The 26907-nt window shown below is 45.2% G+C and carries 23 protein-coding genes; 8 read left to right on the forward strand and 15 right to left on the reverse strand.

Annotated elements, in window-relative coordinates:
• Positions 1 to 20 precede the first annotated feature (20 nt).
• Complete coding sequence (locus GC098_RS12790; protein WP_246358571.1) at positions 21 to 1412, reverse strand: MFS transporter; 1392 nt, start codon at positions 1410 to 1412, stop codon at positions 21 to 23.
• 224 nt (positions 1413 to 1636) lie between these two features.
• On the opposite strand from GC098_RS12790, the gene GC098_RS12795 reads away from it, so the two are divergent.
• Complete coding sequence (locus tag GC098_RS12795) at positions 1637 to 3724, forward strand: LTA synthase family protein (RefSeq protein WP_171643524.1); 2088 nt, start codon at positions 1637 to 1639, stop codon at positions 3722 to 3724.
• Between the two features lie 60 nt (positions 3725 to 3784).
• On the forward strand, positions 3785 to 4168 hold the full coding sequence (locus GC098_RS12800) for a YmaF family protein (protein ID WP_171643525.1): 384 nt from the start codon (positions 3785 to 3787) through the stop codon (positions 4166 to 4168).
• A 74-nt stretch (positions 4169 to 4242) separates the two neighbouring features.
• On the opposite strand, the gene GC098_RS12805 is transcribed toward GC098_RS12800, so the two are convergent.
• Positions 4243 to 5223 carry an aldose 1-epimerase gene (locus GC098_RS12805; protein ID WP_171643526.1) on the reverse strand — a complete coding sequence of 327 codons (981 nt, stop codon included), beginning with the start codon at positions 5221 to 5223 and terminating at the stop codon, positions 4243 to 4245.
• A gap of 82 nt (positions 5224 to 5305) precedes the next feature.
• A complete protein-coding gene (locus tag GC098_RS12810) occupies positions 5306 to 6295 on the reverse strand; it encodes a CPBP family intramembrane glutamic endopeptidase (protein ID WP_171643527.1) in 990 nt (329 codons plus the stop codon).
• Positions 6296 to 6350: 55 nt separating this feature from the next.
• Here GC098_RS12810 and GC098_RS12815 point away from each other — a divergent pair, with 55 nt between their 5' ends.
• Complete coding sequence (locus tag GC098_RS12815) at positions 6351 to 7709, forward strand: sensor histidine kinase (RefSeq protein ID WP_171643528.1); 1359 nt, start codon at positions 6351 to 6353, stop codon at positions 7707 to 7709.
• Positions 7710 to 7722: 13 nt separating this feature from the next.
• Positions 7723 to 8421: a response regulator transcription factor gene (locus GC098_RS12820; RefSeq protein WP_171643529.1), complete on the forward strand. Its 699-nt coding sequence runs from the start codon at positions 7723 to 7725 to the stop codon at positions 8419 to 8421.
• On the opposite strand, the gene GC098_RS12825 is transcribed toward GC098_RS12820, so the two are convergent.
• Positions 8418 to 9278 carry a YitT family protein gene (locus GC098_RS12825; protein ID WP_376769417.1) on the reverse strand — a complete coding sequence of 287 codons (861 nt, stop codon included), beginning with the start codon at positions 9276 to 9278 and terminating at the stop codon, positions 8418 to 8420. The two genes, GC098_RS12820 and GC098_RS12825, sit on opposite strands and share 4 nt — an antisense overlap.
• Before the next feature lie 244 nt (positions 9279 to 9522).
• Here GC098_RS12825 and GC098_RS12830 point away from each other — a divergent pair, with 244 nt between their 5' ends.
• Complete coding sequence (locus tag GC098_RS12830) at positions 9523 to 11634, forward strand: LTA synthase family protein (protein ID WP_171643531.1); 2112 nt, start codon at positions 9523 to 9525, stop codon at positions 11632 to 11634.
• A gap of 120 nt (positions 11635 to 11754) precedes the next feature.
• Here GC098_RS12830 and GC098_RS12835 read toward each other — a convergent pair whose 3' ends face one another.
• Positions 11755 to 12774, reverse strand: a complete 1020-nt coding sequence (locus GC098_RS12835) for a Gfo/Idh/MocA family protein (protein ID WP_171643532.1) — start codon at positions 12772 to 12774, stop codon at positions 11755 to 11757.
• A gap of 24 nt (positions 12775 to 12798) precedes the next feature.
• A complete protein-coding gene (locus tag GC098_RS12840) occupies positions 12799 to 13575 on the reverse strand; it encodes a sugar phosphate isomerase/epimerase family protein (protein ID WP_171643533.1) in 777 nt (258 codons plus the stop codon).
• A 135-nt stretch (positions 13576 to 13710) separates the two neighbouring features.
• On the opposite strand from GC098_RS12840, the gene GC098_RS12845 reads away from it, so the two are divergent.
• Entirely contained in the window at positions 13711 to 14511 is an 801-nt protein-coding gene (locus tag GC098_RS12845; protein WP_171643534.1) for a helix-turn-helix domain-containing protein, read from the forward strand.
• A gap of 203 nt (positions 14512 to 14714) precedes the next feature.
• On the forward strand, positions 14715 to 14942 hold the full coding sequence (locus GC098_RS12850) for a hypothetical protein (protein WP_029198041.1): 228 nt from the start codon (positions 14715 to 14717) through the stop codon (positions 14940 to 14942).
• A gap of 33 nt (positions 14943 to 14975) precedes the next feature.
• Here the strand turns inward: GC098_RS12850 and GC098_RS12855 are convergent, their stop codons facing one another.
• The 9 genes from GC098_RS12855 to GC098_RS12895 all read right to left on the reverse strand — a co-directional run bounded on the left by GC098_RS12855 (position 14976) and on the right by GC098_RS12895 (position 25689).
• Positions 14976 to 15491: a DinB family protein gene (locus GC098_RS12855; protein ID WP_171643535.1), complete on the reverse strand. Its 516-nt coding sequence runs from the start codon at positions 15489 to 15491 to the stop codon at positions 14976 to 14978.
• A 465-nt stretch (positions 15492 to 15956) separates the two neighbouring features.
• Positions 15957 to 18152, reverse strand: coding sequence for an alpha-galactosidase (locus GC098_RS12860; RefSeq protein ID WP_171643536.1), 2196 nt, complete (start codon positions 18150 to 18152; stop codon positions 15957 to 15959).
• 149 nt (positions 18153 to 18301) lie between these two features.
• On the reverse strand, positions 18302 to 18589 hold the full coding sequence (locus tag GC098_RS12865; RefSeq protein WP_036634482.1) for a ferredoxin family protein: 288 nt from the start codon (positions 18587 to 18589) through the stop codon (positions 18302 to 18304).
• Positions 18586 to 19896, reverse strand: a complete 1311-nt coding sequence (locus GC098_RS12870; RefSeq protein ID WP_171643537.1) for an FAD-dependent oxidoreductase — start codon at positions 19894 to 19896, stop codon at positions 18586 to 18588. The genes GC098_RS12865 and GC098_RS12870 overlap by 4 nt, the downstream gene beginning before the upstream one ends.
• A complete protein-coding gene (locus GC098_RS12875) occupies positions 19893 to 21035 on the reverse strand; it encodes an electron transfer flavoprotein subunit alpha/FixB family protein (protein WP_171643538.1) in 1143 nt (380 codons plus the stop codon). The genes GC098_RS12870 and GC098_RS12875 overlap by 4 nt, the downstream gene beginning before the upstream one ends.
• Before the next feature lie 64 nt (positions 21036 to 21099).
• Positions 21100 to 21936, reverse strand: coding sequence for an electron transfer flavoprotein subunit beta/FixA family protein (locus GC098_RS12880; protein ID WP_171643539.1), 837 nt, complete (start codon positions 21934 to 21936; stop codon positions 21100 to 21102).
• Positions 21937 to 22219: 283 nt separating this feature from the next.
• The gene (locus GC098_RS12885; protein WP_171643540.1) at positions 22220 to 23788 is read right to left on the reverse strand and encodes an ABC transporter substrate-binding protein; all 1569 of its coding nucleotides are present in this window, start codon (positions 23786 to 23788) and stop codon (positions 22220 to 22222) included.
• Positions 23789 to 23845: 57 nt separating this feature from the next.
• Positions 23846 to 24730 carry a carbohydrate ABC transporter permease gene (locus tag GC098_RS12890; protein WP_246358572.1) on the reverse strand — a complete coding sequence of 295 codons (885 nt, stop codon included), beginning with the start codon at positions 24728 to 24730 and terminating at the stop codon, positions 23846 to 23848.
• Positions 24731 to 24747: 17 nt separating this feature from the next.
• The gene (locus tag GC098_RS12895; RefSeq protein ID WP_246358573.1) at positions 24748 to 25689 is read right to left on the reverse strand and encodes an ABC transporter permease; all 942 of its coding nucleotides are present in this window, start codon (positions 25687 to 25689) and stop codon (positions 24748 to 24750) included.
• 251 nt (positions 25690 to 25940) lie between these two features.
• On the opposite strand from GC098_RS12895, the gene GC098_RS12900 reads away from it, so the two are divergent.
• Positions 25941 to 26612 (forward strand): DUF559 domain-containing protein, encoded by a 672-nt coding sequence (locus GC098_RS12900; RefSeq protein ID WP_171643541.1) that lies wholly within the window; start codon positions 25941 to 25943, stop codon positions 26610 to 26612.
• Positions 26613 to 26907 lie beyond the last annotated feature (295 nt).

Raw genomic sequence — 26907 nt, forward strand, 5'->3', positions numbered from 1 at the left:
TATTTTATAACACGAATGGATTAAGCTGTGTATAGTTTTTTCCCAAATATTTGCTTGTAAAATAATGCACTAATAATCACTACAGCTGCAAAAATAAGAAGAAGATTGCTATACGGCACAGCTTTTATCGTATTCAAAATCGGATTCTTGTAAAACTCCATCATGCCGCCATCTAACAGTTTGGCAACAAGTGCCGTTCCTACCGCACCTGAGATAAACGAAATGAGGTTGAACAATCCCATCCCTACACCCGTCTCATGCACTTCCAGCGTCAAGGAAACACGGTTAGCTAAAGCCGTCTGAATAAAGGAAAAACCAACATAGGTGGGAAGCAATGCTGCTGAAATGAGCCAAGGGGAATGACCTACCGTGAGGGCAATAGCCGCGAGACTTACAAACAAAAGCCCCATTCCAATGTATACAACGAAGTTATTTCCCTTCTTGTCTGCTAAATTACCGCCTATTGTTCCGAACACAACAGCGCAAATGGCACCAGGGAACAGAATGAGACCGATCATACTCGTACTCAAGTCATTTACTGTCGCCAGCATCAAAGGAATAACAAACATAATACCCATCACTGTACAGAAAATGAGAAAACCAACGATCAAGCCGCCACGCAGCAGCTTGTTACGGAACAAGGCAGGCTCGATAAAAGGCTCTTTAGCTCGGCGAATATGAGCAACGAACCAAATGAATAAGACCACACTCGCGGCCAAATAGTACCAATGGGGAAATGATAAATATACCGTGATACCCGCCACGGAAAAAGCAACGAGGACCGCACCAAGAATGTCGACACTGCCTTCTTTGCGCTTCTCCTCAGGTAATATCTGTCTGAAGAAAGGAATTGAAATCAGTGTAAATAGTGGAATGATAAATAAATATGTCCAATGCAAGGTTGATGAGACAAATCCGCCAACAACGGGGCCAACTGCAATAGCAAATGATACGGTAGATGTTAAAATTCCGAATATTTTGCCCCGATCCGAAGGAGAAAAGTATCGAGCAACCACGACCATGATTAATGCCGGAATAGCCGATGCACCTGCACCTTGAACCGCGCGGGCAAAAATGACGGCTGGATACCAAGCTTGAAGAAGAAAGCCCAGAGCGGAACCTATGCTATAGATGACGATTCCTGCAACAATTAGTTTTTTCAAACTGAAAATATCGGATAAGCGGCCATAAATAACCGATCCTATCCCAAAGAAAATAATAAACGTTGTGAGTACCCAACTCACACCTGTCGGGGTAATCGCGTATTGCTTGGCGATTGCTGGCGTGGAAACGTTAAAAACCGTTTCATTCAACACCGCGAAAAAAATAAGAAAAATAATCCATGGCACAGCCTTCTTGGCATCTATAACCTTCTCTTGTGTCATGTCTGTTGCTGTAGCAACATGCTGCATGGTTTCCACCTCCATTTTCTATGTCTCCAGCCATCTTATCATAAGAGTTTCTTATATTGACTGGAAAAAACAATTACAATCAACTAACTGTAATATTTTTCATAACAATTAACTGTAATAATAAATGTTATAGTTAGGACTGTCAAGGGCTATCTTTCATCTTTTTCGATAATATAAGATAATGGACGAATGGAAATGGCTTATATAGAACAGGAGTTCAACGAATGACTAATTTACTTCAAACACTTAAGCATGTACCCTCTCGCATTTTGATTATTGTATTACCTTTTCTACTGATGGGCATGGTTGAATACTTAGAAAGAGGCTCCTATGAAGAACTTCATAAATGGGTCATGTCTCACCCACTTTCGATGCTTCTTGCCTACTTTGTTGTTGGTACGATGTATTTGTTCCTTATTGCATTAACGGGTCGAAGCCAGTTATCCTTTTGGATGCTTTGTGTAATATTGCTTCCTCTAGGTGCAATTAGCGGCAGTAAATTAAAAGCCATTGGAGCGCCTTATTATCCATGGGACCTTGTATTTAATAATCAAATTGTTGAGTACAAGGCATTTTTGCAAGGGTATCTTAATTTTAGAATACTGGGTACAGTTGTGATCTTCCTCGTTATAATTGCATTATTTTTTCATTTGGTTTTCCTGCATCGACGTATCCAATTCACTTGGATTGAACGTAGTATTTATGCCGTTATTGCCATCATCATGGCGACTAGTCTTTATACGGACAAGCCTATTCGTTTCATGAATTTATATGGCATTTATACGGTGCCTTGGGATCAAACGATTACCTACGACGAGAATGGATACTTGTATTCCTCTGTACAAATGTTAGGTTTTCTGAAGGTCGCAAAACCAGAGGGATACAGTAAAAAAGCAATCACATCCATTCTGGAGCAGATTCCTGAGAAAAAACCAGCAAGTGATAAAAAACCAAACATCATTGTGATGCTTGGAGAATCTTTCTGGGATCCAACGATTATGAAAAATATCTCGTTTAGTCGAGATCCTATCCCGAATTTACATCAACTTCAGAAATCGTATACCAGTGGTTGGATGTTATCTCCACAATTCGGAGGCAGCACCGCAAATGTTGAATTTGAAGTCTTATCGGGTAATTCCATGCGATTCTTTGGGAAATCACCGGATAAAATATTGCCTTACATTGAGTATATGAATCATGGTGTTGACTCTTTAGCCAGTATAACAACGAGGCAGGGTTATACCGCCACCTCAATTAATCCGTTCTTCAGCTATTTCTTCGATAGCAGAAAGGTGTATAAACATTTTGGGTTTTCACGTTTCATAGCTAGTGAGTTTTTCCCAAATGATTTTGAAGGCCCGAATTATGCGGACCGAGCTGTTGTAAAGAAGATTATTGAGGAAACGGAGAAAAGCCAGGGGCCTGATTTCATTTTCGCGAACACGATGGAGAATCATCACCCCTTCAAACCAGGGAAGTTCATCAAAAACACGATTGAAGTAAAAGGAGATATTACACCTGAATCCAAAGGTATTTTAGAGACATATGCACAGGGTATCTCGGGTACTGACAAAGCGCTTCAGTCTCTAGTGGACTATTACTCAAAAAAATCTGAGCCAACGATCATTCTCTTTTTCGGGGATCATTTACCTTTTTTCGAGGAAAACTATAAGGTTTACCGCGATGCTAAATATGTCCTTCCTGATGATCCAGATTTGTATACAAAGACACATTACACACCTTTCTTGATTTGGAACAATTTCCTGCCTGCAGATCAAGAAAAAATGGATCTTAAAATGAGCCCTTCCTTTCTAGGACCTAAGGTTCTTCAAATGGCTGGTGTTCAAGGTAGTTACTACACAGACTATCTCTTCACGTTGTCACAAAAAATTCCTGTCATTCCGCCAAATGAGATGTGGGACAAGTATCAAATCAAAGAAAGCGATCTCTCTGGCTACATGAAGCTTCAATACGACAACTTATTCGGAGGCCGTTATGGGTACGAAGCCAAGGGCATTAAAAACTCGATTGTACAACCTGGATATACATTGGGGTACGGCGATCCCGTTATAACAAGAGTGAATCGAAGTGAAAACAAACTTCAGGTTGTTGGTAAACCCTTTTATTCTTCTTGTAATGTTTATATTGATGGAGTAGCGTTTAAATCCAATTTTGATGGTGATGATACGCTTTATGTCGATCTGTCGGATAACCCACCTTTAGAGGCCGGAAAATCTCATCAAGTCGAAGTGCGTATTCATGATGATAAAAAGATGAAGATCGGCCAATCTAACCTTTATCCGCTCCCCTAGTCATGACTCTAGCCCCCCTCGAATAGGATGAAGCATATCCTGTAGCCGAGGGGGTTTTTCATGCACCCACGTATACCGCCTGCTCATGTTCATTTCTTTGAAATAATAACTTCAGAAGAATTAAACCATCATCATTTATTACGACTATATACGTTTAATGTAAACGGTACAGCTTACGACAACCACGTACACCAATACTCAGGCATATCCGGCATCCGATATGGCCATTATCATGCCTATTATGGTACGACAGGGCCTGCCATTGCACTCCAGGATGGAACTCACTTTCATTTACTTGATGGCACTGTTGAACTGAACGCTTACAACACCTCGCGTGGAGGTGCACTTGTCAAATCTAAGCAAATTGAAGGTCTTATTCAGGAGCTGCACCGGCACAGTTACGCTGGTTATTCATCTATTGGTATGAGCTATGAGCCTTGGTGAGTCATCATGAAATGGAAAAGTAAAAGAGTCAAATATGAAGGCTGATGCACCTTCCCTTGACTCTTTTTTGAGTGTTACTGCAATGGTTCAATATGGATAGTCCAATTGAATTTGAATGACTCTCCCGCTGCTAAGCCTTGGGCACCTGAAATTTCTGGTGAAAAGGGCTCGTTGAACACGTTCATGATACTTGTATAAGGTTCAAGCGACACAGCTTCCGCCCACGGCGCTGTGAATAACACATGAATGGGAAACTTGTCTCCCATATCGTACACGAGCTTAGTCCCCCGAGCTTCATAGTGAAGCTCGCAAGTTTGCGGGCCCGGCTCGATGCTGAGCATCTGCGAGCCGCCTGGGTAATTCGGCAGCTCCGTAACGAGCGTGCCTTGTTGCAGCGCCGCAGTGAGCGGCGAAGACGCGGGCTCCGCCGCCGCGTAGCCATCCGCGCTGAGCGGCCACTCCGCCGCCGCGGGGATCACGACCCGCACGCGGCTGGCTTCGCCTTTCGCGAACGCGAAGTACGGGTGAAAGCCAAGAGATAGCGGCATCGTTTGGCCGCTGCGGTTGGCGATTTCACCGCTGAGCGACAGCGTACCGTCCTTCAGACGGTACGTGAAGCGAAAGCATGCGGCGTGTGGATGATACGCCAGCATGTCCGGATGCTCCGCGAAGTCGAACTCCGCGGAGACATAGGCCCCGCCAGCGGTATCCGCGCCGCTGGCTACGACCTTCCACAGCCGCTCGCGCAGCTCGCCGTGGGCGTGGTCCGGCTCCCGATTCACGGGGAGCCTGTACTCGTGGCCTTCGAAAGAGAAGGCCGCAAGCTTGACGCGCCCCGGCGGGAACAGAATGGGCACGCCGTAGCGCGAAGACTTGACGCGAAGCTCAGCCAAGCTGGCTGGCTTCGCGATGTAGGCATGGTTCCGCACATCGAAGCGGAACAGATGCAATCCGACGGCCGGGATGATTTCGGCCTCGGCCTGGGCATCATGGTCGACTAGGCGCAGGGTCGACTCCCCGTCCCACTCGCTGTTGATTATCTCGTACTGACTCATAATGAATCCTCCTTATTATTCCGGATTAGCAATTTTTGCTTCTTAAGCATTAGCATAACGTTCTTGTGTTCTTAAGCATTGCTTAATTCATTTGCATTTTCCCAGCACGTTTTTGATAGTATGTAGATATCAAAACAATTCCAAGTATAAGGATTAAGGTGGTGACCAAGCTGCCTTCAGCCCCAAAATCCGCTCCTGAAATAAGCGAAGCTCCCTGTATCTCGGTCTTAATGAGCGACGGCATCGGTGTACCAGATACTTCAAATCCGAGGATACAGCCCTGAAAAAAATTCCAAGATAAGTGCATTCCTATCGGCATCCACAACCCGCCCGAGTACTCTCGACTTAAGGCAAATAATAGGCCTGCAAGTAGTAAATTCATGATTGGAAGCGGCGAACTCCACATACCTGGATTAAATGTATGCAAAAAGGCAAAAACAACCGTCGAAACCGTTATACCAGAAATGGCGCCGAACCTTTCCTTCACCAGTCCTTGTAAATAGCCACGTGCGAATAACTCTTCATTAACAGCAACCCCTACGAAGAGTAAAAAGCTCCACGACAGCTCGAGCCCGAGCGTTCCAGTCCATTGATACGACACGATCTTAATCCCTCCCAGCAGCCATATCCCTGCACTGCTGATCGTAATAAGTAAAGCGCCTGCAGCGAAGCCTTCACCGAATCTTCTGCCAAGCAAGTGAGCTTGAAGTCCAAGTGTCCAGCCTTTACGTCTTTCGAAAATGGCATACGAAAGAACAACCCCGCTAATAAAACCGATAATTTGCGCCCACAAGGCTGCCTTTATAAAGAATGGATCCCCAGCAACTCCCGCCATACTAATATCATGATCAGGATGCCTTAGAATCGCTACAACCGCAGCAGCAACTGATAACAGCACGGTAATCACAACAATAAAAACGAGGGTTAATAGTACTTTCCCCACAATCGTCAGAATGGATAAAGACTTTCGCTTCTTTACCTCGATAAGGTTCCACTCCCTTCTTAACCACTTATTCGAGAATAAATCGCCTATTTCCTGCCAACTTACGAAGGAAAGGATGCTCTTGTGCAAATGTTGGCTCCATGCCACAATAGAAGAAACATCTGATTCATTTGACGGAGGAAACATGCTTTTTGTTCTATTTGCACTCTGGATCATCGCGTTGGGGCTTGTCATGGTTGATCCACGATCCAGTACGATGCGCTGGATGAGCGCTATTGCTTTTACCGGTGGCTTCGGCGCCCTTGCTGCCGTTTTGTCTGAAACCTTTATCCCCTATATCCAGCAAACAGTACCCAACCCATCCATTAGTGCTCTACTTTATCGTGTCATGGGCATTAGCTCACTGATATCTTACTATGGCTTGCCATATTCATTTGCCATGCTTTCTTTGAGATATAACGCATCCTGGCAGAAGCCAGCTATTCAAACGTGGTTACCAATAGGTCTACTCATTCCTCCAATTGCCTGCATACTGTTCACACCCGGTTATACCGAGGAAATGCCCATTACCTTTCCCATCGTAGCCTCCTGGGCTGTTCCTTATATTTTCATTGGTGCTGTACTCATTGTAATCAAAACAGAACGGCTTCCGGCTATGAAGCGAACGCATTTGTTTACCTGCTTAGCCCTACTTCCGCCTATCCTTTGTGTAGGTATACTTAATTACGTTATGCCAAGCTTCGGTTTTTACCGTATGTGGGTCTATCACGTATGGATTCTTGCTTTCGTTGTGCCTTTTTTCGTGTTCACTTTTTTCAAATACGGCTTTCTCGGAATGCGTCTGCTCATCGAACGTCGCAAGCTGGACTCGACGCTCCGCGCCATCACATCGGGAACCGCGATTTTAAACCATTCGATTAAAAATGATGTCGGGAAAATGCGTTTGTTCCTCGAGAAAATGAAGCAACATGCCGAGGAAACGAATCAATCAGAACTTAAGCAGGACATCGATGTCGTTATGGGGGCTTCCATGCATATCCGTGACATGATTAGCCGAGTACACGAACAAACACAGGAGCTCCCTCTTCGTGTAACTTCAGCCAATTTGTCGGAGCTTATCAATGAAGTTCTTCTTCCTCTTGGACCTTACCTAAGTAAAATTCAGGTGAACCAAAGCATACCTGAGAACTTAATTCTACAATTAGATCCCATGCAAATTGCTGAAACGTTAACCAATGTACTCATGAATGCGGTAGAAGCTATGCCCAAAGGCGGCGAGCTTACAATTAAAGCGTTTCATGCTAAAAAGAACATGATTTTGGAAATAAGAGATAGCGGAATAGGCATGGAGAAATCCGTCCTAAAGCAAGTATTAGAACCGTTTTATACGACCAAAAGCGGCAGTCATAGCAACTTTGGACTCGGACTCGCCTACTGCTACAGTGTTATGAAGAAACATGGAGGGGCCTTGGAATTAAGCAGTTCGCCAGGGAAAGGCACGAGTGTGTTTCTAACCTTCCCCGGCAACCGACTAAAGAAATAAGGGGGATTTTTACTTGGAACCAATTCGGATTTTGATTGTTGAGGATGACCTTGATTGGCTTCGCGGCCTTAAAGCCTATTTGAATCGTCAGCCAGATTTGAAAGTCGTGGCCACGGTATCAATAGCAGAAGAAGCCAAGGAACTATTTGCTAATGCGGAACCAGGAGCCGATGTTGTTCTTATGGATATCATGCTGCAAGATGAGCCCGCGGGCATTGGACTTGCGGAACAAGCACTCTTATCTTGGGGAGTTAAAGTCATCATGCTTACTTCGATGGAGGAAAAAGATTTCATCTTCCGTTCCTTTCAAGCCGGCGCTATTGACTACCAGATCAAATCTCGATTCGAAGAGCTTCCCACCATTATTCGAGCCGTACATGCACGCCAATCTGCGATTAACGCGGCAGTAGCTGAACAGATGAGAGAGGAATTCCGCAGGCTCAAACGGTTAGAGCAGCAATTCAAAGTCAAAGAAGTCAGCGATCTAATCACGCCTACAGAGCTTCAGGTACTAGAGATGATTGATCAAGGACATACGCAAACGGAAATTGCAAACCGGTTTTTTATATCCTTACGAACCGTCAAAATCCATGTGGGGCATATCTTGAAGAAACTAGGTAGTCCGAGCAGCAAAGATGCTGCACAGAAAATCAGAGACTTGGGTTTGTTTGAACGAGGGAATAAAACGGGCGGAGACGGCAAAGGGGACTAATGGATGTCCCGCTTCTTGAAACGTCCTCCCTTGACATCGTGGATATTGCCAACTGCGAGAAACGCTGCAGGATCGAGCTCATCCACGATGGATTTCAACTTCGCTTCCTCCAGCCGCGTAATTACACAGAAAATGACCTTTTTGTTATCTCCCGTGAAGCCGCCTTCCCCTTCCAGATAAGTGACACCGCGCCCTAAGCGGTCCAAAATAGCTTCACCGATTTGTCTGAAGCTATCACTAATGATCCATACGGACTTCGACTCATCAAACCCTTCAATGGTCACGTCAATCATTTTATAAGCAATAAAATAAGCTATCAGGGAATACATCGCACGATCCCAACTGTATACAAACCCTGCGCTGCCTAGAATGAATAGGTTGAAAAACATCACAATCTCGCCTACAGAGAACGGTATCTTTTTGGAAACGAGAATTGCAACAATTTCTGTACCATCGAGTGAACCCCCGAAACGAATCACCATTCCTACCCCAATACCGAGAATAATGCCGCCGAATACTGCTGCAAGCAAAGGATCATTGGTTAGCTCTTTCACGGGGTGTAGCAGATACGTTCCTGTGGACATGACCAGAATTGCGAAAAGCGTCGATAATGCAAACGTTTTTCCAATTAATTTATATCCGATAAACAGGAATGGAAGATTTAATAAGGTCAAAAATATCCCGACTTGAAAATTGGTTAGATAAGATAAAATGATGGATATCCCCGTGATGCCCCCGTCAATAATTCTGTTAGGGACTAAGAAAATTTCCAATCCAATTGACATTAGCACCGCACCTAAAAATAAAAACACGCTGCGTCGAAGTAAAGCTCTTTTTGTCATTCTTCGATGCTGCATTTGCATTGTCGCTTTTTTCACATATTGAACTTGTTCCTCCGCCATGAAATCCCCTCCATTTCTCTATCTTCTATACTTACATTTCTCGACAAAACCATCTTTTTCCTGCCTATTAAGCCTTTCTTTTGATACTTTATTATAAAAAATGTTAGATATAATACCATCGAATATTACCGTCGGCCGTGGTATAATGATGGCTGTTGCCATTTACAATTTCTTAATTTGAAAGTCATAGGAGACACATATGAACCAGCACATTAGCCGCTTATTGCTTCTGACCAGGCAACGATTGCCACTATTATTAATTGCCTTAATTCCTGTATTGATCATGGAAATTTTGAGCCGCGGGAACTATATAGAAATGATTACTTGGAGTTACAAGCATCTGCTTGAACTGCTATTCAATGAATGGATCGTCATCAGCTTGTTATTGTTATTCATCGCCATGATTGGCCGAACTAGAATTGCCTATTGGGTCATTTCAGGTATACTTCTTACCTTGGCCCTCATAAGTGGCGTAAAGCTGAAAATATTAGGTGTCCCTTTGACACCCTGGGATATCGTCTTGGCAGGCGAAGCCTCGGATATGGTGAAATATATCTCGAATATTCTAAGCTTCAAAATTTTGATAATCATTCTTTTGTTCCTGGTGGCCAGTTATTTCTTGTTATACCGCACGACCTTATTCTCGAAAAAGGTTGCACTAAAAGAACGTGGGATCCTTGCCGTAATTGCGGTTGTTATGTTGTCTGCGGTTTACACGGATCTCCCCCTTCCGATTCAGAAATGGTGCGGTATCCATGCATCCGTATGGAACCAAGTTGAGAATACCAAAACGAACGGCTACGCATTAGCATCGTTTCTGAATACGAAGTCGATGTTTACCGATAAACGTGAAGGTTACGATGATAAAGCTGTTGAAGCTATTGTTAGTAATACACCTAAGCCGATTAAAGCTGGGGACCCAAACAATCCTGTAAAACCAAACGTTATTGTCGTGTTAAGTGAGGCTTTCTGGGATCCAACCGTTATCAAAGGTGTGGAGTTCAGCCGTGATCCGATTCCATTCTTCCATAAGCTGCAGCAGACGGGGACAAGCGGTACGATGCTTTCACCGCAATATGGCGGGGGTACAGCCAATGTCGAGTTTGAGGTTTTGACAGGTAACTCCATGCGTTTCCTACCGCAAGGCTCTATCGCCTACAATCAATTCCTTACGAATGAAGTAGATTCTTTGGCAAGTATTTACGCCAGACAAGGCTACACATCAACGGCGATAAGTCCTTTCTACAACTGGTATTTCAACAGTAATAAAATATATAAGTACTTTGGGTTCTCCAAGTATATTCCAATCGAATACTTTAAGCCTAACTATTCTGGTCCTTATATCGCAGACAGCGAAGTTGCTGCCAATATTATTCATGCGACTGACCAAAGCGATGGACCCGATTTCGTATTTGCTAACACGATGGAAAACCATTTTCACTTTTTCCCAGGTAAGTTCCCAAAAAATACAATCGATGTTACTGGCAATATGTCTCCTTCTTCTCAAGGTATGCTTGAAACGCTTGCCCAAGGCATTAATGCCTCAGATAAAATGTTGAAGGAATTAGTTGAGTACTACGAGAAAAAGGGTGAACCAACGATTATCGCTTTCTGGGGAGACCACTTACCAGCCCTAGGTGATGATTATGCCACTTACATTGACACTAAGTATATTAGCGGCAAAGACGATCCCGATTTCCTGAAAAAGATGTACAGCGTTCCGCTCGTCGTTTGGAACAATTTTGACCTAGGGCGCAAAGATACATTAAATATTAGTCCTTCATTCTTAGGCCCTTATCTTATTGAATTATCCAAACAGCAAGGCAGCTATTATACCGATTATTTAAGTCAACTTTCGAAAAAGATCCCTGTCATCCCACCGAAAGATCATTATGAGGCAATGCATATTAACGAACAGGACCTTAAGGATTACGAGACTTTGCAGTATGATATCATTTTCGGTGATCGACATGCTTACAAGGATTATAAAATTCCCATTATAGATTCCAAGTATATGCTCGGATTTGGACCGATCACCCTTGATAAAGTCGAATCAGATACGCAGGATCTATCTGGACGTTCAAGTGTAACCCTAACGGTGAGAGGAAGCAATATCCCTGCCCTTGGCTACGTTACTTTAAATGGCAAAGCCCTTCCAAGTACATGGCAAGATGAACATACACTGACTGCCAAGGTCGAAGGCCATTTACTCAAAGCTGGAATCTGGGACATTCAAGTGAATGTGAAAGATTCAAAGGAAACCATCGTCGGTAAATCAAACACATTGCCTATCGAAATAGGCGGGCGTTAAGCTAGGTTGGATGCCAAGACCCCTTTTCTCTAATTTGAGAAAAGGGGTCTTTACTAACATCTCTAAGGAAAAAGAAAAGCTCAATCCACGAATGGATGAGCTTTTCTCTTATGACCTAGATTACAGGGAGATAACTTTTCCTGTTGCTTCGGATTCAAAAGCAGCAAGGATGACTTGCAAGGAGCGTAGCCCCTCTTCGCCGGAAATACGCGGCTTTTGGCCTTCCAGAATGCTCGTAATGAACTCGTCAATGACACCACTATGCGTTTGTTTCTCGTTCGTTGCAATTTGTCCGAGTTTATAACGTTCAACCGTACCATCACGAAGCTCAACGATGACTTGGTCGTTCGGATCGGTATCGATTTTGATAACACCATTCTCACACCATAACACGGTTGAGTTGTCTTGACCTTTATAATAAGTCCAGCTAGCGACTAGTGAGCCAGTCGCGCCGCTTTTCATGCGAAGCAAGCAAGTCGAGTTATCGTCAACATCTGTACCTTCTTTATGAAGGGTACCGACGAAAGCAGCCACTTGTACAACCTCATCAGCAAGCAACCAACGAATTAAATCTGACTTGTGTACGCCAAGATCGCCCATCGCGCCCATTGTTGCTTCTTCTTTGCGGAAGAACCAGCTTTCTCGTCCGTCCACGCTCCATCCTTCCGGACCTGGATGTCCGAAAGATGTACGGAATGTCAGAACTTTACCCAATTTGCCGGAATTCAAAATTTCTTTGGCTTTGACATGTGGAGGCATCAGGCGTTGGTTGTGACCAACCATTAAAAACACGCCATTTTTCTTTGCTGCTTCAATCATTGCCTCAGCTTCTTCTGCTGTTGAAGCCATTGGCTTCTCCACCAGGACATGAGCGCCTGCATTTGCAGCGGCAATGGATACTTCAGCATGAAGAAAGTTCGGTGTACATACACTAACTGCATCCACTTTCTCCTGCTTCAACATTTCGGTATAGCTGCTGTATGCCTTGCCACCGTGCAGCTTTGCATAGTGCTCCGCTCTCTCCAGAACAGGATCGACGAAAGCAACGAGTTCAACATTCGAATTCCAAGAATATTCCGGGATATGTCTATGTTTAGCTATAGAACCGCAACCTACTACGGCTACTTTAATTTTACTCATGTTTATTAATGCTCCTTTTAATTGTTAGTTATGAACATTTGTGTAATGCTCTTTTACCCAGTTCAAGCTGTTCTCAACACTTGTAAGTGGTGGCTTCTGGCAGTGATCCTGCTCAACAACAAGCCATTCAACTCCTGCTTGCTCGGCCGCTTTGATCACTTTTTCCAAAGGAACATCGCCTAAGCCCAGCTCTAATGTTACTAATTTACCTTCTGCATCTTTCGTGAAATCTTTGAAATGAAGCAGCGGTAGTCGGCCCGCATATTTCGCTATGTAGGCAAGTGGGTCTTGACCAGCGAATTGAACCCAACAAACGTCCATCTCTACGTTAATTGCATCTTCACCTGTTTTGGCAAACATGGCATCAAAGACGAACTCGTTATCCACTTTATGATGAAATTCGAAATCATGATTGTGGTAAAGGAATTGCAATCCTTGTTTATTCGTTTCTACGGCAATCGCTTGGCATTCAGCAATCAGCGCTTTCCATTGTTCTGCTGAATCGCGTTCTTCAGCACCAACATACGGGCAGATTGCATACTTAGCACCGATTGTTTTCAGGTAGTCAAGTTCCCCTTGCAGATCTTTACGAAATCTCTCTAAACTCACGTGACTGCCGAATGCTTTCAAACCTAGCTCATCCAGCAGCTGTTTGAGTTCAGCAGCAGGCTTACCATAATAACCCGCAAATTCTACACCTTCATATCCTAACTTCGCTACATGACGAAGTGTGCCTTCCATATCTTTTTCCATATCATCTCTTAATGTATACAATTGCAGACCAATTCCTAAACGTCCCATTTGTTCTCCTCTTTTCTTATCATCCATATTTTTATAAATAATTCACGATAGAATTAGTATAATGGATCATAGCCTTATATGACCATTCACGATATAATCAAAACATCTCTTATTTGGCTATGAAAGGTGAATACAATGGAAACTGAGGTCTTAACCTGCGGCTATTCTTTTCATATGGAACCGTTTAATGTGAGCAACAAATTCCAACTCAACTTTTATCTTTTTCGCTTACAGACAGAAGGCACATGCGAGGTTTTAGTAGATGGGCGTATGCAGCGAATCGAAGCTGGCCATCTTCTTCTTTTTCAACCGGGAGACCCTTATGAGCTTCGTATCGAACATGAGTTGGATCAACCAAACAGTAAAATCGCGAGCGGCGACTATTATGTATTCTGTAAAGGCGCATGGATCGATGCCTGGTGGAAACGCAGCCTCAAACAGACTTGTACGCGCATCGACTTAGATGCTCGCTTAATTTCGCTATGGCGGCAGCTTATTCTTGAGAAACGCAGAATGGAAGAAGAAAACCAAGAGCTTAGCGGCTTTTTGCTGCAAGCCCTTTGCCTATATGTAGAGCGTGCAGCAACGGAAACCGTCTCTTTACAAGGACGTCCATTTACCGGAACACGTATGAAAAGGTTCATTGAAGCACAAGCTACGGCAACTTTTAAAGTAGATGATGTTGCCAACCATGTTGGACTCAGCGTTTCCCGCGCGGTTCATTTGTTCAAAGAATGCTTCGGCAAAACCATGATCCAATACGCCCTTGAAGTGCGCCTATCCAGCGCTGTGGAACGCATGCATGATAGTTCAATGTCCCTGGAACAAATCGCCTTAAGCTGCGGTTTCGGCAGTTATCCCTACTTTCACCGAGCATTTAAACATAGATTTGGCACATCCCCCAAGCTTTTTCGCCAAAACGCTCAGCAAAATTAACGAAGCATCGAATTCACAAATATTTCAAGAAATGCTATCTAAGAGTGAAACATTTCCTCTCTCTCATCCGTATAAGCTTATGAGAAGTAAAAATACATAGAAATATATGGTTTTGTTTCAAAATTGTAAAACTATTTTAAGGTTAATTTAATAATATTCATATATGCTAGACCTATATCCAATTCCTAGGATGGTGAAAAATGATGAAAATGTTTATTACAATTCACAACAAACCCGTGCCAGTCTACTCAGATGAGAAAAATAAAAAGAAATTCAATTTATTGAAATCCGCACTCGAAGCTAAAGTGACCAAAGGAAGAGCAACCATTAAGAAATGCTTGGATTCTATCATTAGTATTGAGATCGTAGGTTGTGAAGCGATTCTCCATTCCTTTAATGAGCGCGACTCCCTTGCATTATCCCTTTACTAAAAAAACGAGAAGTCCTCAGGACTTCTCGTTTTTTTAGTCATTATATTTTTGTTGGATGACGACAAGATGATGCTGAGCATGACCGGCTATCACATAGGCAAGCGCGCGTGCAGAGATTTCATTGTTATTAGCAATCCCTTTACGCGACCAGGCTTCTTCTGAAATTGTTTTCAGCAGAGAAAACGTGGCTTGACGTGCCGCTTGAAAGTCGTTTAACAAATCCTCCATCGACAAGTCGTCGAAAGAAGCATTGTCGATAAATAAATCCTGATCAAATCCTGGTAAATTCGTTGTATCTCCACGAGCAATACGCAGCATCCGATAACTCATAATCCGCTCCGTATCAGTTATATGCCCCAAGACTTCTTTCAAGCTCCACTTCCCTGGCTCATATCGATAAAGCCCTTGCTTATCATTAATCGGCGAAAACAAAGCGACAACAGCGTCTAATTGGCTGTGTAAAAAGGACAGATAGTCGCCTTCCGGAACTTGACTAATATAACCAGTAAAATATGGTGAGTGTTCTTCACTACTAGGTCGCTGCAGCATATCGAATGATTCTCCCTTCGTGATAAAAAAAATAGAAACTATTTATATCCTTATCATATCGTAAACCTAAACAAATATGAAGTTATCTCATCGTTCAAAATGATAAGCGTAGTTGTACTAGACACCTTTACTATTCATAGTTTCTGTGGTATCTACAATTTGCTAGATTTATACCTCATTTAGTTTTCCGTCGTTTCCCACCCTCTTCTACTTTTTCAACCAAGCCATTCTGTGATATCTACAACTCTGCTTATAAGCATTAAGTCCAAGAAATAATGCTGTCAGTGCTTTCCTTTGGCGCTTCTAGGGGATACTCAGGGGGCCATCCTTGGATTCACTCCTAACTGAGTCAAGGGGATAGTGGTTCACAGTTAACTCCAACTCAGATCAACTATGTATCTATCCATATTCCGTGAAACAAAAAAAACGCTGACCTCAGTGAAGAAGTCAGTGTTTTGGAACAGTCTATAATGGCTTGTGTTCGAGCAGCCAGATTTTACTTTGGAAGTCTCCACGGAGACCAGAGACTGGAAGGCCGACATAAAGTAGATGGTCGCCAGGGTACTCACCTTGCAAGCCTGCGATTTGGTAATCGAAGGATGGGTTGAGTCCTTTGAGCCGCAGCGTTTTGAGAGGCGCATTTGGCTCGGCGAGCACTCGGAAGTAAGCGATCAAAGCTTGCGTCTTGTCTTCAGAAACAATCATCCAAGCAGTTTCGTTACCTTCGAATGGACTGAGTAAGCGGTACATGTCGCCGAATTGGACGAGCGGCCGAATATGTTTATAATCCGCAATTTGCTTTTTGACGATTTCTTTTTCCTCGTCAGTAAACTTGGTTAGGTCGAGTTCGTAACCAAAATTACCGGACATCGCAACATCGCCGCGCATTTCCAACGATGTCTCACGGTGAACTTGGTGATTTGGTACAGCAGATACGTGCGCTCCCATTGAACTCACAGGATAAACGATGCTCGTCCCATACTGAATTTTCAAACGAGAGATAGCGTCCGTGTTATCGCTTGTCCACGTTTGCGGCATATAATACAGCATACCAGGGTCAAACCGGCCACCACCACCGGAGCAGCTCTCGAACAAGATATGCGGGAACTTGGTCGTCAATGTTTCAAGAACACGGTACAGACCAATTATATAGCGATGAGCGGTTTCTCGTTGTCTTTCCGGAGGCAGTGCAGCGGAACCAATTTCGGTCATATTACGGTTCATGTCCCATTTGACGTACGTGATCGGCGCGCTGCTTAGGATATCACTGATCATTCTCGTAATCGCTTCACATACATCTGCACGTGAAAAATCCAATATTAATTGCTGACGACCTTCCGTACGTCTACGATTCGGTACATGTAGGCACCAATCTGGGTGTTTGCGATATAAGTCACTGTCTGGAGAAACCATTTCTGGTTCAAACCACAGTCCAAACTCTAGTCCCATCCCATTGACTCTGGGGACGAGGTCCTCCAGGCCACCTGGCAGTTTCGCTTTATCAACGACCCAGTCTCCCAAGGAACTGTTATCGCTGTCTCTTTTGCCGAACCAGCCATCGTCAAGAACGAATAACTCGACGCCAAGCTCTTTGCCGGCGCTGGCGATGCTTTCTATTTTATCCGCATTAAATTGAAAATAGGTTGCTTCCCAGTTATTCACGAGCACAGGTCTTGTCCGGTCACGGAATTCACCGCGGCAAAGCCGAGTACGGTAAAGCTTGTGATAGGTTCTTGACATGTCCCCTAGGCCAGCGTTTGAATAAACCATTACAGCTTCAGGCGTTTGAAAATGTTGTCCCGGCTCAAGCAACCAGCCAAAATCAAATGGATTAATACCTATGGATACACGCGCTGACCCATACGGCTCAACTTCTGCTTGGGCAGCGAAATTGCCACTATACACAAGGCTAAAACCATACACATCGCCATGATCTTCATTGGCGTCCTTTGAAAGCAGTGCAATAAAAGGATTGTGCTGATGACTACTCGATCCGCGGCGACTTTCTACGGTCAATTTTCCTGGCGCTAAGGGTCTTCTCTCGATATGTCGTTCTCTAACCCAACTACCTGAAAGCTGAAGAAGATCAAACTCGCTGTGCTGATAATCAAGGCTCATACTAAGCGCTCGAAGCAGCTTTAGATCTCCGGATCCTTCATTTACGAAACGTACCGATCTAGTCATCGCTGCATGCTGCTCAAATATTGTATAAGTAAGAATGATCCGAAGGCCAATGACAGAATCAACAAGTTCAAGTTCCAATGTTTCCGCTTCTTCATCTTGCTCTACATAGGTCGCAGGAAGTCCCTCGAGCACCGGTTTTCCTTGGTAAATTCGATGCTTATCATAGATGAGCTCAGAAATTGTAGATCCATCAGGAAGAGCAACTTGATAAGCTGGCTCCCGATAATCACTTGTACCGTATGCCGGGTACTCCTGAGGCAATGTATCGAAAGAAATGCTGCGATCTTCGGAAACAGGATTTGGTGAAAACGAACATCTCTCCTGAAATTGTAGGATCGATGCCAATTGACCTGATCGGATGGGGCGTCCCCAGTAAACATGGGCTGGGTAAGCGGATTTAATTAGTTGAATAACATAGCTCATTTGCTTGTTTTGTAAATGAAATAGTCCTTGTGTTGGTTCAAATGTAATTCGCATGATATCCCTCCTACCTCCTATTATCGTATCCCTTCGCGAACAAAACTATGGAGGATTAGCACAAACATATGGAGGAATGTAGTTTTGGATGCACAGAAATAGGAGCCAAGGCTCGAAATAGCCCTGGCTCCGTTTCGTATTCATCATTTTTAGCCAAATTTATAAGTCATGCCATAGCCGCCTTTGGGGTAGACCCAATCAATGTTGTAGGATGGACACGCAATTCGGCAGGTCCCGCATTCGATACAATTTTCAAACGCAACGGTTGTAATTTTGAGTTTCTTTTCCCATTCATAGACGTCCGAGGGACAGAAATAATTGCAATCCTTCGTTACACAATTTAAACAGGTCTGCGTATCCTTGATTACGAGGTGCGACTTATCATCGCATTTATAACGAATGGTAAATAGCTTATCTGAAATGTCACTTTGGCTCATCCGTTCATCGCCCTCCATCCTTTGTAGCCTAGCTTCATCAGGTTTACCGTACCGCCTGCGGCATTTTTGATGAGCTTCATGGCCATTTTTTGCTTATCCGCTTTGGTAATCCCATCCACGAGGAACATGTTGTATGCCGCTTCATTCAGCGCTCTGGGCAGCTTGTCGAACAGTAATTCAGGGTCCTGCTCCTTGAGGAATTGATGCATGCCTTTGTATTTCTGTAAATCTTTATGGACAAAGGATTCGCGAATCTTTTGGTCGTAGGCTTTGAGTGAAGCAGCAGAAAAATCGCTTTGTGCTTTGGCCTCCACAATCGCCTCACCGGCCAGTCGACCGGAGGTCATCGCTAAGTTAGTACCTTCACGATGCACAAAGTTGATTAACTGCGCGGCATCCCCACAAACGCACCAGCCATCTCCCGACAACGGCGGGATGGAATGAAAGCCACCCTCGGGAATCAAGTGCCCGGAGTACTCCTTCGTTTCTCCCCCTTGAATCAATTTCCGAATCATAGGGTGCTGCTTAACAGCATCGAGGACCGCATAAGGCTTCACCTTTTTGTCCCGCAAATGATTAACCATAACGCCTACGCCTAGTGAAATGGTTTCTTTATTCGTGTATAGAAAACCCATGCCCGCCATACCTAGCGAGGTCTCGCCCATAAACTCAATCGTAACGCCTTCGTCACCTTCGAGTCCGAATCGGTCTTCGATTTTCTCCCTAGGAAGTGCAATTACTTCTTTCACAGCTAACGAAACTTCGTCCGGCATCCATTCTTTGTGAATGCCCATCGCCTTACCGAGCAAGGAGTTCACGCCATCGGCAATGACAACAACATCGGCGTACAAATCGCCGTCATCTCGATCGGTACGAACACCGACGATCCTTTTACCTTCGCGAATCACATCGAGTGCAACGGTTTCGTAAATTGGGATGGCCCCAGCTGCAACGGCTTTGTCCGCGAACCACTGATCGAACTTAACCCGCAGTCCAGTAAAGCAATTGTAAGGCTCTTTGTAAGCCTCATTGCGGTGCCCGAAGGTGACCATAGATTCTTTGCCCATCATCCAGATGCGCTGCTCCACAATGTAACGCTCCATGGGAAAGTTTTTTTCTTTCCAAAATTCAGGAACAAGCTCTTCGATTTGCTTACGGTATAGGACGCCTCCGAAAATGTTTTTGGCTCCAGGGAACTCGCCCCTCTCCAACAAAACAACAGATAATCCTGCACGTGCCATCGTCAAAGCTGCTGCTGCGCCCGCCGGACCACCGCCAACAACAATCGCGTCAAATTTCTCGTTCACTTGGCTTCACTCCTCTCAAGGGCCGCGTTAACCCCTGTCTTCGAATCGTCCTGTGGCAAGGAGGTTGCGGCGCCAGCTAGTTGTTGGCCAAATAACGTTCGGCGCTGCCTAATCTCATTCGTAATGGCAGGAACAATTTTGAACATATCGCCAACAATGCCATAATGAGCGAATTGGAAGATTGGCGCTTTATCGTCTTTGTTAATCGCAACGACGACGTCAGCATGGCTCATACCTACGGTATGCTGAACCGCGCCGGAAATGCCGATAGCGAAGTATAGCTTCGGCCTCACAGTGGCACCGGTTTGACCAACCTGGTGCTCATGCCCGATCCAGCCCGCATCGACCGCGGCACGCGATGCGCCAACGACGCCGCCGAGCGCATCCGCTAACTCGGCGAGCAGCCCGAAAGCATCGGGCCCGCCCAGTCCGCGGCCCCCTGCCACGATAATCTCGGCATCCTCGAGATTGAGTTTGCCTGTTTCGCGCAGGAAGTCGAGCACCTGCGCGGCAATCTCTTCCTCGCGCATCGTCGCCTCGATGCGAATGATTTCGCCTTGGCGCGTCGCGTCCTTCGGCAGCGCCTGAAACACCCCGGCGCGCGCCGTCGCCATCTGCGGCCGGTACTGCTTACAGAGGATGGTGGCCATCATCTTCTCGGAAAAAGCCGGCCGGCTGGCCAGCAGCAGCCTTGACGGCGGCGGCTCCACGTCGAGCTGCGTCGTGTCGGCCGTCAGCCCCGTCGGCAGGTGCGTCGCTATCGCGCCTGCCAAATCGCGGCCCGTCGCTGTCGCGCCGAACAGCACGATCTCGGGCTTCGCTTCCTCGATCAGCTTCAAACAGACTCGGCTGTATGGCCGAGTGCGGTAGGTGCGAAGCTCGGGTGCTTCGCATAGGAACACCTTGTCCGCGCCGTAATGCACGGCTTCATCGGCGAGGTGGCCCACATTCTCGCCGATGACGAGCGCCATGAGCGGCGCGTCAAGCTTCGCGGCCAGCTTCTTGCCTTCGCCTAGCAGCTGCCAGGAGACCTTCTTCGCAGCTCCATCTCGCTGCTCTACAACGATCAATACCCCCCGATAAGCCGACCAGTCGGGCATCGACGCTTCAGGCTGGTCCTGTGTTTGTTCATTTGACATTGTGACTTCCTCCATTCCCATAACGGTGATTCTGAGTTTTTTAGGTCGTACACATGCTTTACTTTCACGAAGACCAGTCTAACAAAGTCTGCATCTCCTTCGTCATGAGCTGTTCAGCAAGCTGAGCAGCGGCTGCTTCTGGCGAATCAAACGTGATCATATGCGTTTTAACCGCTTTTATCTCGGGCACCCATGTTTTGGCTACAATCGTTGGTGAGCCTTTTAGCCCGATTTTCGCTTTTTCAAGATCCGGAAAATCAGCTGTCGTCCAAACAGTCGGCTTATAACGCGCAGCCCGAATCATACCAGGCAGAGATGCTCGTCTCACCTTGTTCAGTTCCTTCAGTGCCGTGATCAGCACCGGCATGCTTGTCTCAACGACTTCAATGCCATCTTCCAAAAGCCGATGGACACGAACTTTTCGCCGCTTTTCATCCACACTGGCGACTTTGTTGACATAAGTAAGCTGTTCCAAATCCAATCGGCATGCGACGCCAGGCCCAACTTGCCCCGTGTCGCCGTCCAGCGTTTGTTTGCCGCAAAAAACGATATCCACCGGTCCCCACGTTTCAGCAATTTTACGGATGGTTCGGGCAACAACGTACGATGTCGCCAGCGTGTCCGCTCCCGCGAAGCCACGATCCGTCACCAACACAGCATCGTCTGCCCCGAGGGAGATGCATTCCTTTAAACCTTTCTCCGCAGGCGGAGGTCCCATTGTTACAACAGTAATCCTCGCACCCTGTTCATCCTTAATACGGAGCGCCTCTTCCAACCCATGCATATCGTAGAAGTTCACGATGCTTGGGACACCTTGGCGAATTAACGTATTATTTTTGGGGTCAATGCGAATTTCTCTAGAGTCAGGTACCTGCTTGATACAAACTACAATATGCAGCATCTCTGCACCCTCCTATTTCTTAGGAAACTTGCTTGCTCATTCGACAGCAAACGGATCTGAGCTTGTCAGCATTGTGAATTTTGTCACTTAAAATGACGAATCGAAATCGCTTTCACTCTTTTTTTTAAGTTAATAATCTAACACAATATATGCGAAAAGCTTCCTAACATGACACTTACTTTCATCTAAGCCCCAAAAGTAATCTTACCGATGTTGCCCGGAGAATGAAAAAGCTGCAGCCTACGCCAAAGCGTGGATTGCAGCTCTCTCCTTATATCAGGATTTATTTTTTGTTCGTTTTCGCCCATTCGTCTAATTGTTTTTGCTTCTCGGCAATAATTTTATCCATACCTGCCGCTTTTAACTTGGTGACAAACTCAGGAACAAACTTTTCAGGATCGATCGTTCCTGTATACAAGCCTCCAGTGAACTGTGTAGCCACGTTGTTCGTAGCCGCAATTTCATTCTTCACCTTCTCTGGGTCAAAAACAAAGCCAAGTGCGATCGATTTTTGAGCGCCTGTATTGAATTCTTTGTAACGATCCCAGATTTTCGGATCTTCGGTTTTCCAAATATAGGAGTTGAGTTGGTTACCAAACATCCATGGCAAGTTAAGGTTGTAGCCAACAGAAGCGGCATCTACGCCTTGCGGATAATCGATAATGTTATCGCCCGCTTTGGCATAGTGCTTACCTTCGATACCCCAATCGAGCAAGTTCAACAATTGTTTGTCCGTGTAGAGTAGATTCAAGAACATCATGGCTCTTTCCGGATCCTTGGACGTATTCGGAATGGCAAACATCGCGCTAGTCGTGTCGCCCGTAGTCGTATAAGGCTTCGTTAGTTCAACCGTAACCATCGGCGTGCCGGTATTGCGTGTTTCCTGCATCTCGAACCCTGGCTTCATGGATTCGCCGTAAGCGAAGGCTTTGCCAGCTTTGACGGCCAAGAACTCACTCTCTTTGTTCGTAGCTCCATCTTTATTAATGTAGCCTGCTTTATACCACTTGTTCATGAGTTTAACCGCGTCCATAAATTGCGGAGTCTCAAACATGTCGATGACCTTCAGCTCTTTGCTTGCACGATCCAGCACGCCCGGTCCGTCGCCCAGCATGTCGAATAGTCCGTAGCCAAGAATAGCGCTGGCAGGGGAACGATCATTCTTGACCTGGAGCGGCGTGATGCCTGGTTCATTATCTTTGATCGTTTTGAAAATAGGCTCGAGATCCTTCATCTCTTTAACCGCTGACAGATCGATTTTGTACTTATCGACAAGATCTTTGCGCATGACAACGCCTTTCGTTGCCGCAAACTCTTTGTTCGCTACGACACCGTAGGATTTACCGTTCAGCTTACCGCCTTCTACGTAAGCGGGATCTAGCACGCTTTTGATTCCTTGACCGTGTTTATTGATCAAATCGTCCAGAGGAATGATTTGGCCTTTTGCCGCTTGCTGACCTAAGCCATACCAAGAAGCGGTAAACATCAGGTCGAATTGTTCGCCGGAAGCAAACATCAGGTTCGTTTTATTCGTCCATGCGCCCCAATCGATCGGACGAATTTCAATCGTTGCGTTTATTTTTCCCGTCAAATACTTGTTGATTTCGTCTTGAACCGCAGGTAAATCTTTCGCTACAACGCCGGAAGGGAAAATCATGACCAATTTGTAGGGTTTCAAATCATTGGCAGCAGATGTTGCTTTAGCTTCTGTTGTTGGAGCCGCTCCCGTTGTAGGTGTACTTGTGCTTGTTTCTGCTGCAGGTTTAGCACCGCTAGAACAAGCAGTTAGCGCTAAGGATAGAACTAACACAGAAGAAGCGATTGAAACCAACTTTCTTTTTGGTTGAAACACGGAAACCCCTCCATTAATGATAAATTTGTATATGATAAACCGAATTTGTTTTCGGTATTACCCTTTCACAGCACCAACAGTCAAACCCTTGACAAAATACTTCTGAAAAAACGGATAGGCAAGTACAATCGGACCTATCCCGATAATCGCCATCGCCATGCGCACCGTTTCGGTTGGCAGCGTCGCCATAATTTGTGAAGCGTTCGTGTTACGCGAATTCTGTGAGAGAAATTGAATGTTCAGCAATATTTTATTCAGCAAATACTGCAGACTGTAATACTTGGAATCCGTAAGGAAAACCAAGCTGTTAAACCAATCATTCCAATAACCTAGCGTGTTAAATAAGCCAATGGTCGCCAATACAGGCGTAGAAAGCGGTAGTACAATTCTAAAGAAAATTCTGGATTCGCTTGCTCCATCCATATAAGCTGATTCGATGATTGCCATCGGAATCGAGGTCGCGAAAAAGGTGCGCATAATTAGAACGAAGAATCCGTTTAAAAGCAATCCCGGGATGATCAAACTCCAGATCGTGTCCTTGAGTGGGATCAGCTTTGTAAACACCAAGTACCAAGGAACTAACCCCCCATTGAACAACATCGTGAAGAAGACGAAGAAGGTCAGCATATTTTTATAAGGGAAATCCCTTCTGGATATCGGATAGGCCAGCAAGGCCGTCAGCATGAGGCCGACGATCGTACCCACCACAGTGATAAGAATCGTAACCCCATAAGCCCTGATGATGGTCATCGAGTCCAGGAACAGATACTTGTAAGCTTCAAAGCTTATTTTCTGAGGGAAAAATGAGTAGCCATTTTGGGTAATCGTCGTTTCATCTGTGACAGACACCATGAAGACGAGAATGATCGGCAGAATCGTTGTACAAGCGATGAGTAAAAATACTAGGTGTAATAACCAGTGGGTTTTGTTTTGACTTGCCAAGGAACACTCCTCCTTCTCTAAAATAGCGCCTGATCGCGATTAAATTTACGAACGATAGCATTAGACACGAGCACCAATACGAAGCCAACTAGCGATTGATACAGGCCAGCTGCGGAAGACATACCAAGATCTCCAAGCTGCAGCAAACCCCTATATACATAAGTGTCGATGACGTTGGTTACCGGAAGCAGCATGCCGGAATCAAGCGGTACCTGATAGAACAATCCGAAGTCCGCGTAAAAAATACGTCCGATGGACAACAGTACCATAGTTGTAATGACCGGCATCAGCAAAGGAACCGTAATGTGGCGAATTTGCTGCCATTTGCTCGCGCCGTCAATTTTCGCAGCCTCGTAATATTCATTGTCGATGCCGACAATCGCTGCGATGTAGATGACACAGGAGTATCCGACGCCCTTCCAAGTATTCACAATGACCAGAATGTAAGGCCAGTATTTGGGCTCGTTATACCAAGACACTGGATCTTGGCCGAAGAGCGGAAGGACAATTTTGTTCAAAAAACCATATTCCGAACTCAATAAGCTATACACCAGATAGGCAACGATAACAGCGGATAAAAAGTAAGGAAGCAGCAGCGCACTCTGATAAAATTTCTTAGCCAGCTGTTTTCTGACCTCATTGAGCATAATCGCCAAGCTGACGGAACAGATGAGTGTGATCACAATGAACACCGTATTATAGAGCAGCGTATTGCGAGTAATGATGAACGCGTCGCTGGTGCTGAACAAGTATTCGAAGTTTTTGAAGCCGACCCAGTCGCTTTTCCAAATGCCTTTGGCGTAGTTGATGTTTTTGAAGGCAATGATGGTGCCGAACATCGGTAAATAGTTGTTAAGCAGCAAATAGATGATGCCCGGCAGCGCCATCAGCCAGAGCGCCTTGTACCTGTTCATCTGTTTCCAAAACGTGCGTTTATTGGTAAGTGGTTTAGTCGTCATAGCAGCGGATGATCCTCCTTGGTTGATAATCTCATTATATTTTCAATCCAAGGTTCGACCTACCAATCCTGTGACTTCAAATGATACGATTGTGACTACCTTTGTTATTGGACTAGAACGATTTAATAGGAATGGGACTGGTGAAGTCTGTAGATTTACCTTATACTCAAAAACAAGTGACGAAGAACGTCCCGTTCCATTCTGACGAGTGGTACGGGACGTTTTTCTATTTTTCTATAGGAGATGAGAACATGACTTTTGAAAAAGCGCATGCTGCGTTTATCGATTTGCATCTTGACAGTAGGACTGGGGAGCGCCTGAGTCGATTAAAGAGGGGGCATGGGCATGGTGAATTGTTATTTCTTAACAACGTCTGGTGGCCACTGCGAGGCAGTTTCAAAGACCTCCATCCGGAATATGAAGCACACGATTGGCGGGGTAGATCTTACTTTGCCGATTTCGCTTGGCTGTCGGGGATTGTCAAGCTAATCATTGAAGTCAAAGGCTTTGCCACACACGTTCGGGATATGGACAGGCAAAAATACTGTAATGAGTTGAATCGTGAAACGTTCCTCCATGCTATGGGTTTTCACGTCATTTCTTTCGCTTACGATGATGTCGAGAAAAGGCCTGAACTGTGCATTACTTTGCTCCGTATGGTGTTAAGCAGGTATCAGCCCGGACTCGCGCCAGTCTCACGTGCAAGGTTTGCCGAGAAGGAAATACTCCGACTCGCCATCCAACTGGTTAGGCCGATTCGGCCGAAGGATGTCGAGCAGCATTTTGATATCGATCATAAAACGGCGGTCCTGATGCTGAAAAAGTTGTGCACAACAGGTTGGCTACTACCTTCACTTCGCCGCAACGGGGAACGGGTGGTTGGGTATGAACTTGGGCAAGGCGTGCTGGATTACTTTGATTAACTGGAAAACAGGGTGCTAATTTCTCCGTTTAATTGCTTTTCGATTATCTTAAAGGAAAACCTCCCGTTAATTCGCCGGAATATGAGGTAATGACCAAATATTCCGGAATTTAACTGGAGGTTTTCCTGTTAGACTTAATTCTCATGATATTATTGTAAAATTAGAGGGAGGATTTACCTTTAATATGCGGACAACCTGCCATGGTGGGGCTAGGTAAAGGCAAAGGCAAGGTGGCCGGGACATGTTCAATCTCGTCTTACTTATGAAAGGCCAACAGCCGGGCCATAACAGACCT

Source organism: Paenibacillus phytorum (assembly GCF_013141715.1).
GTDB lineage: Bacteria > Bacillota > Bacilli > Paenibacillales > NBRC-103111 > Paenibacillus_E > Paenibacillus_E phytorum.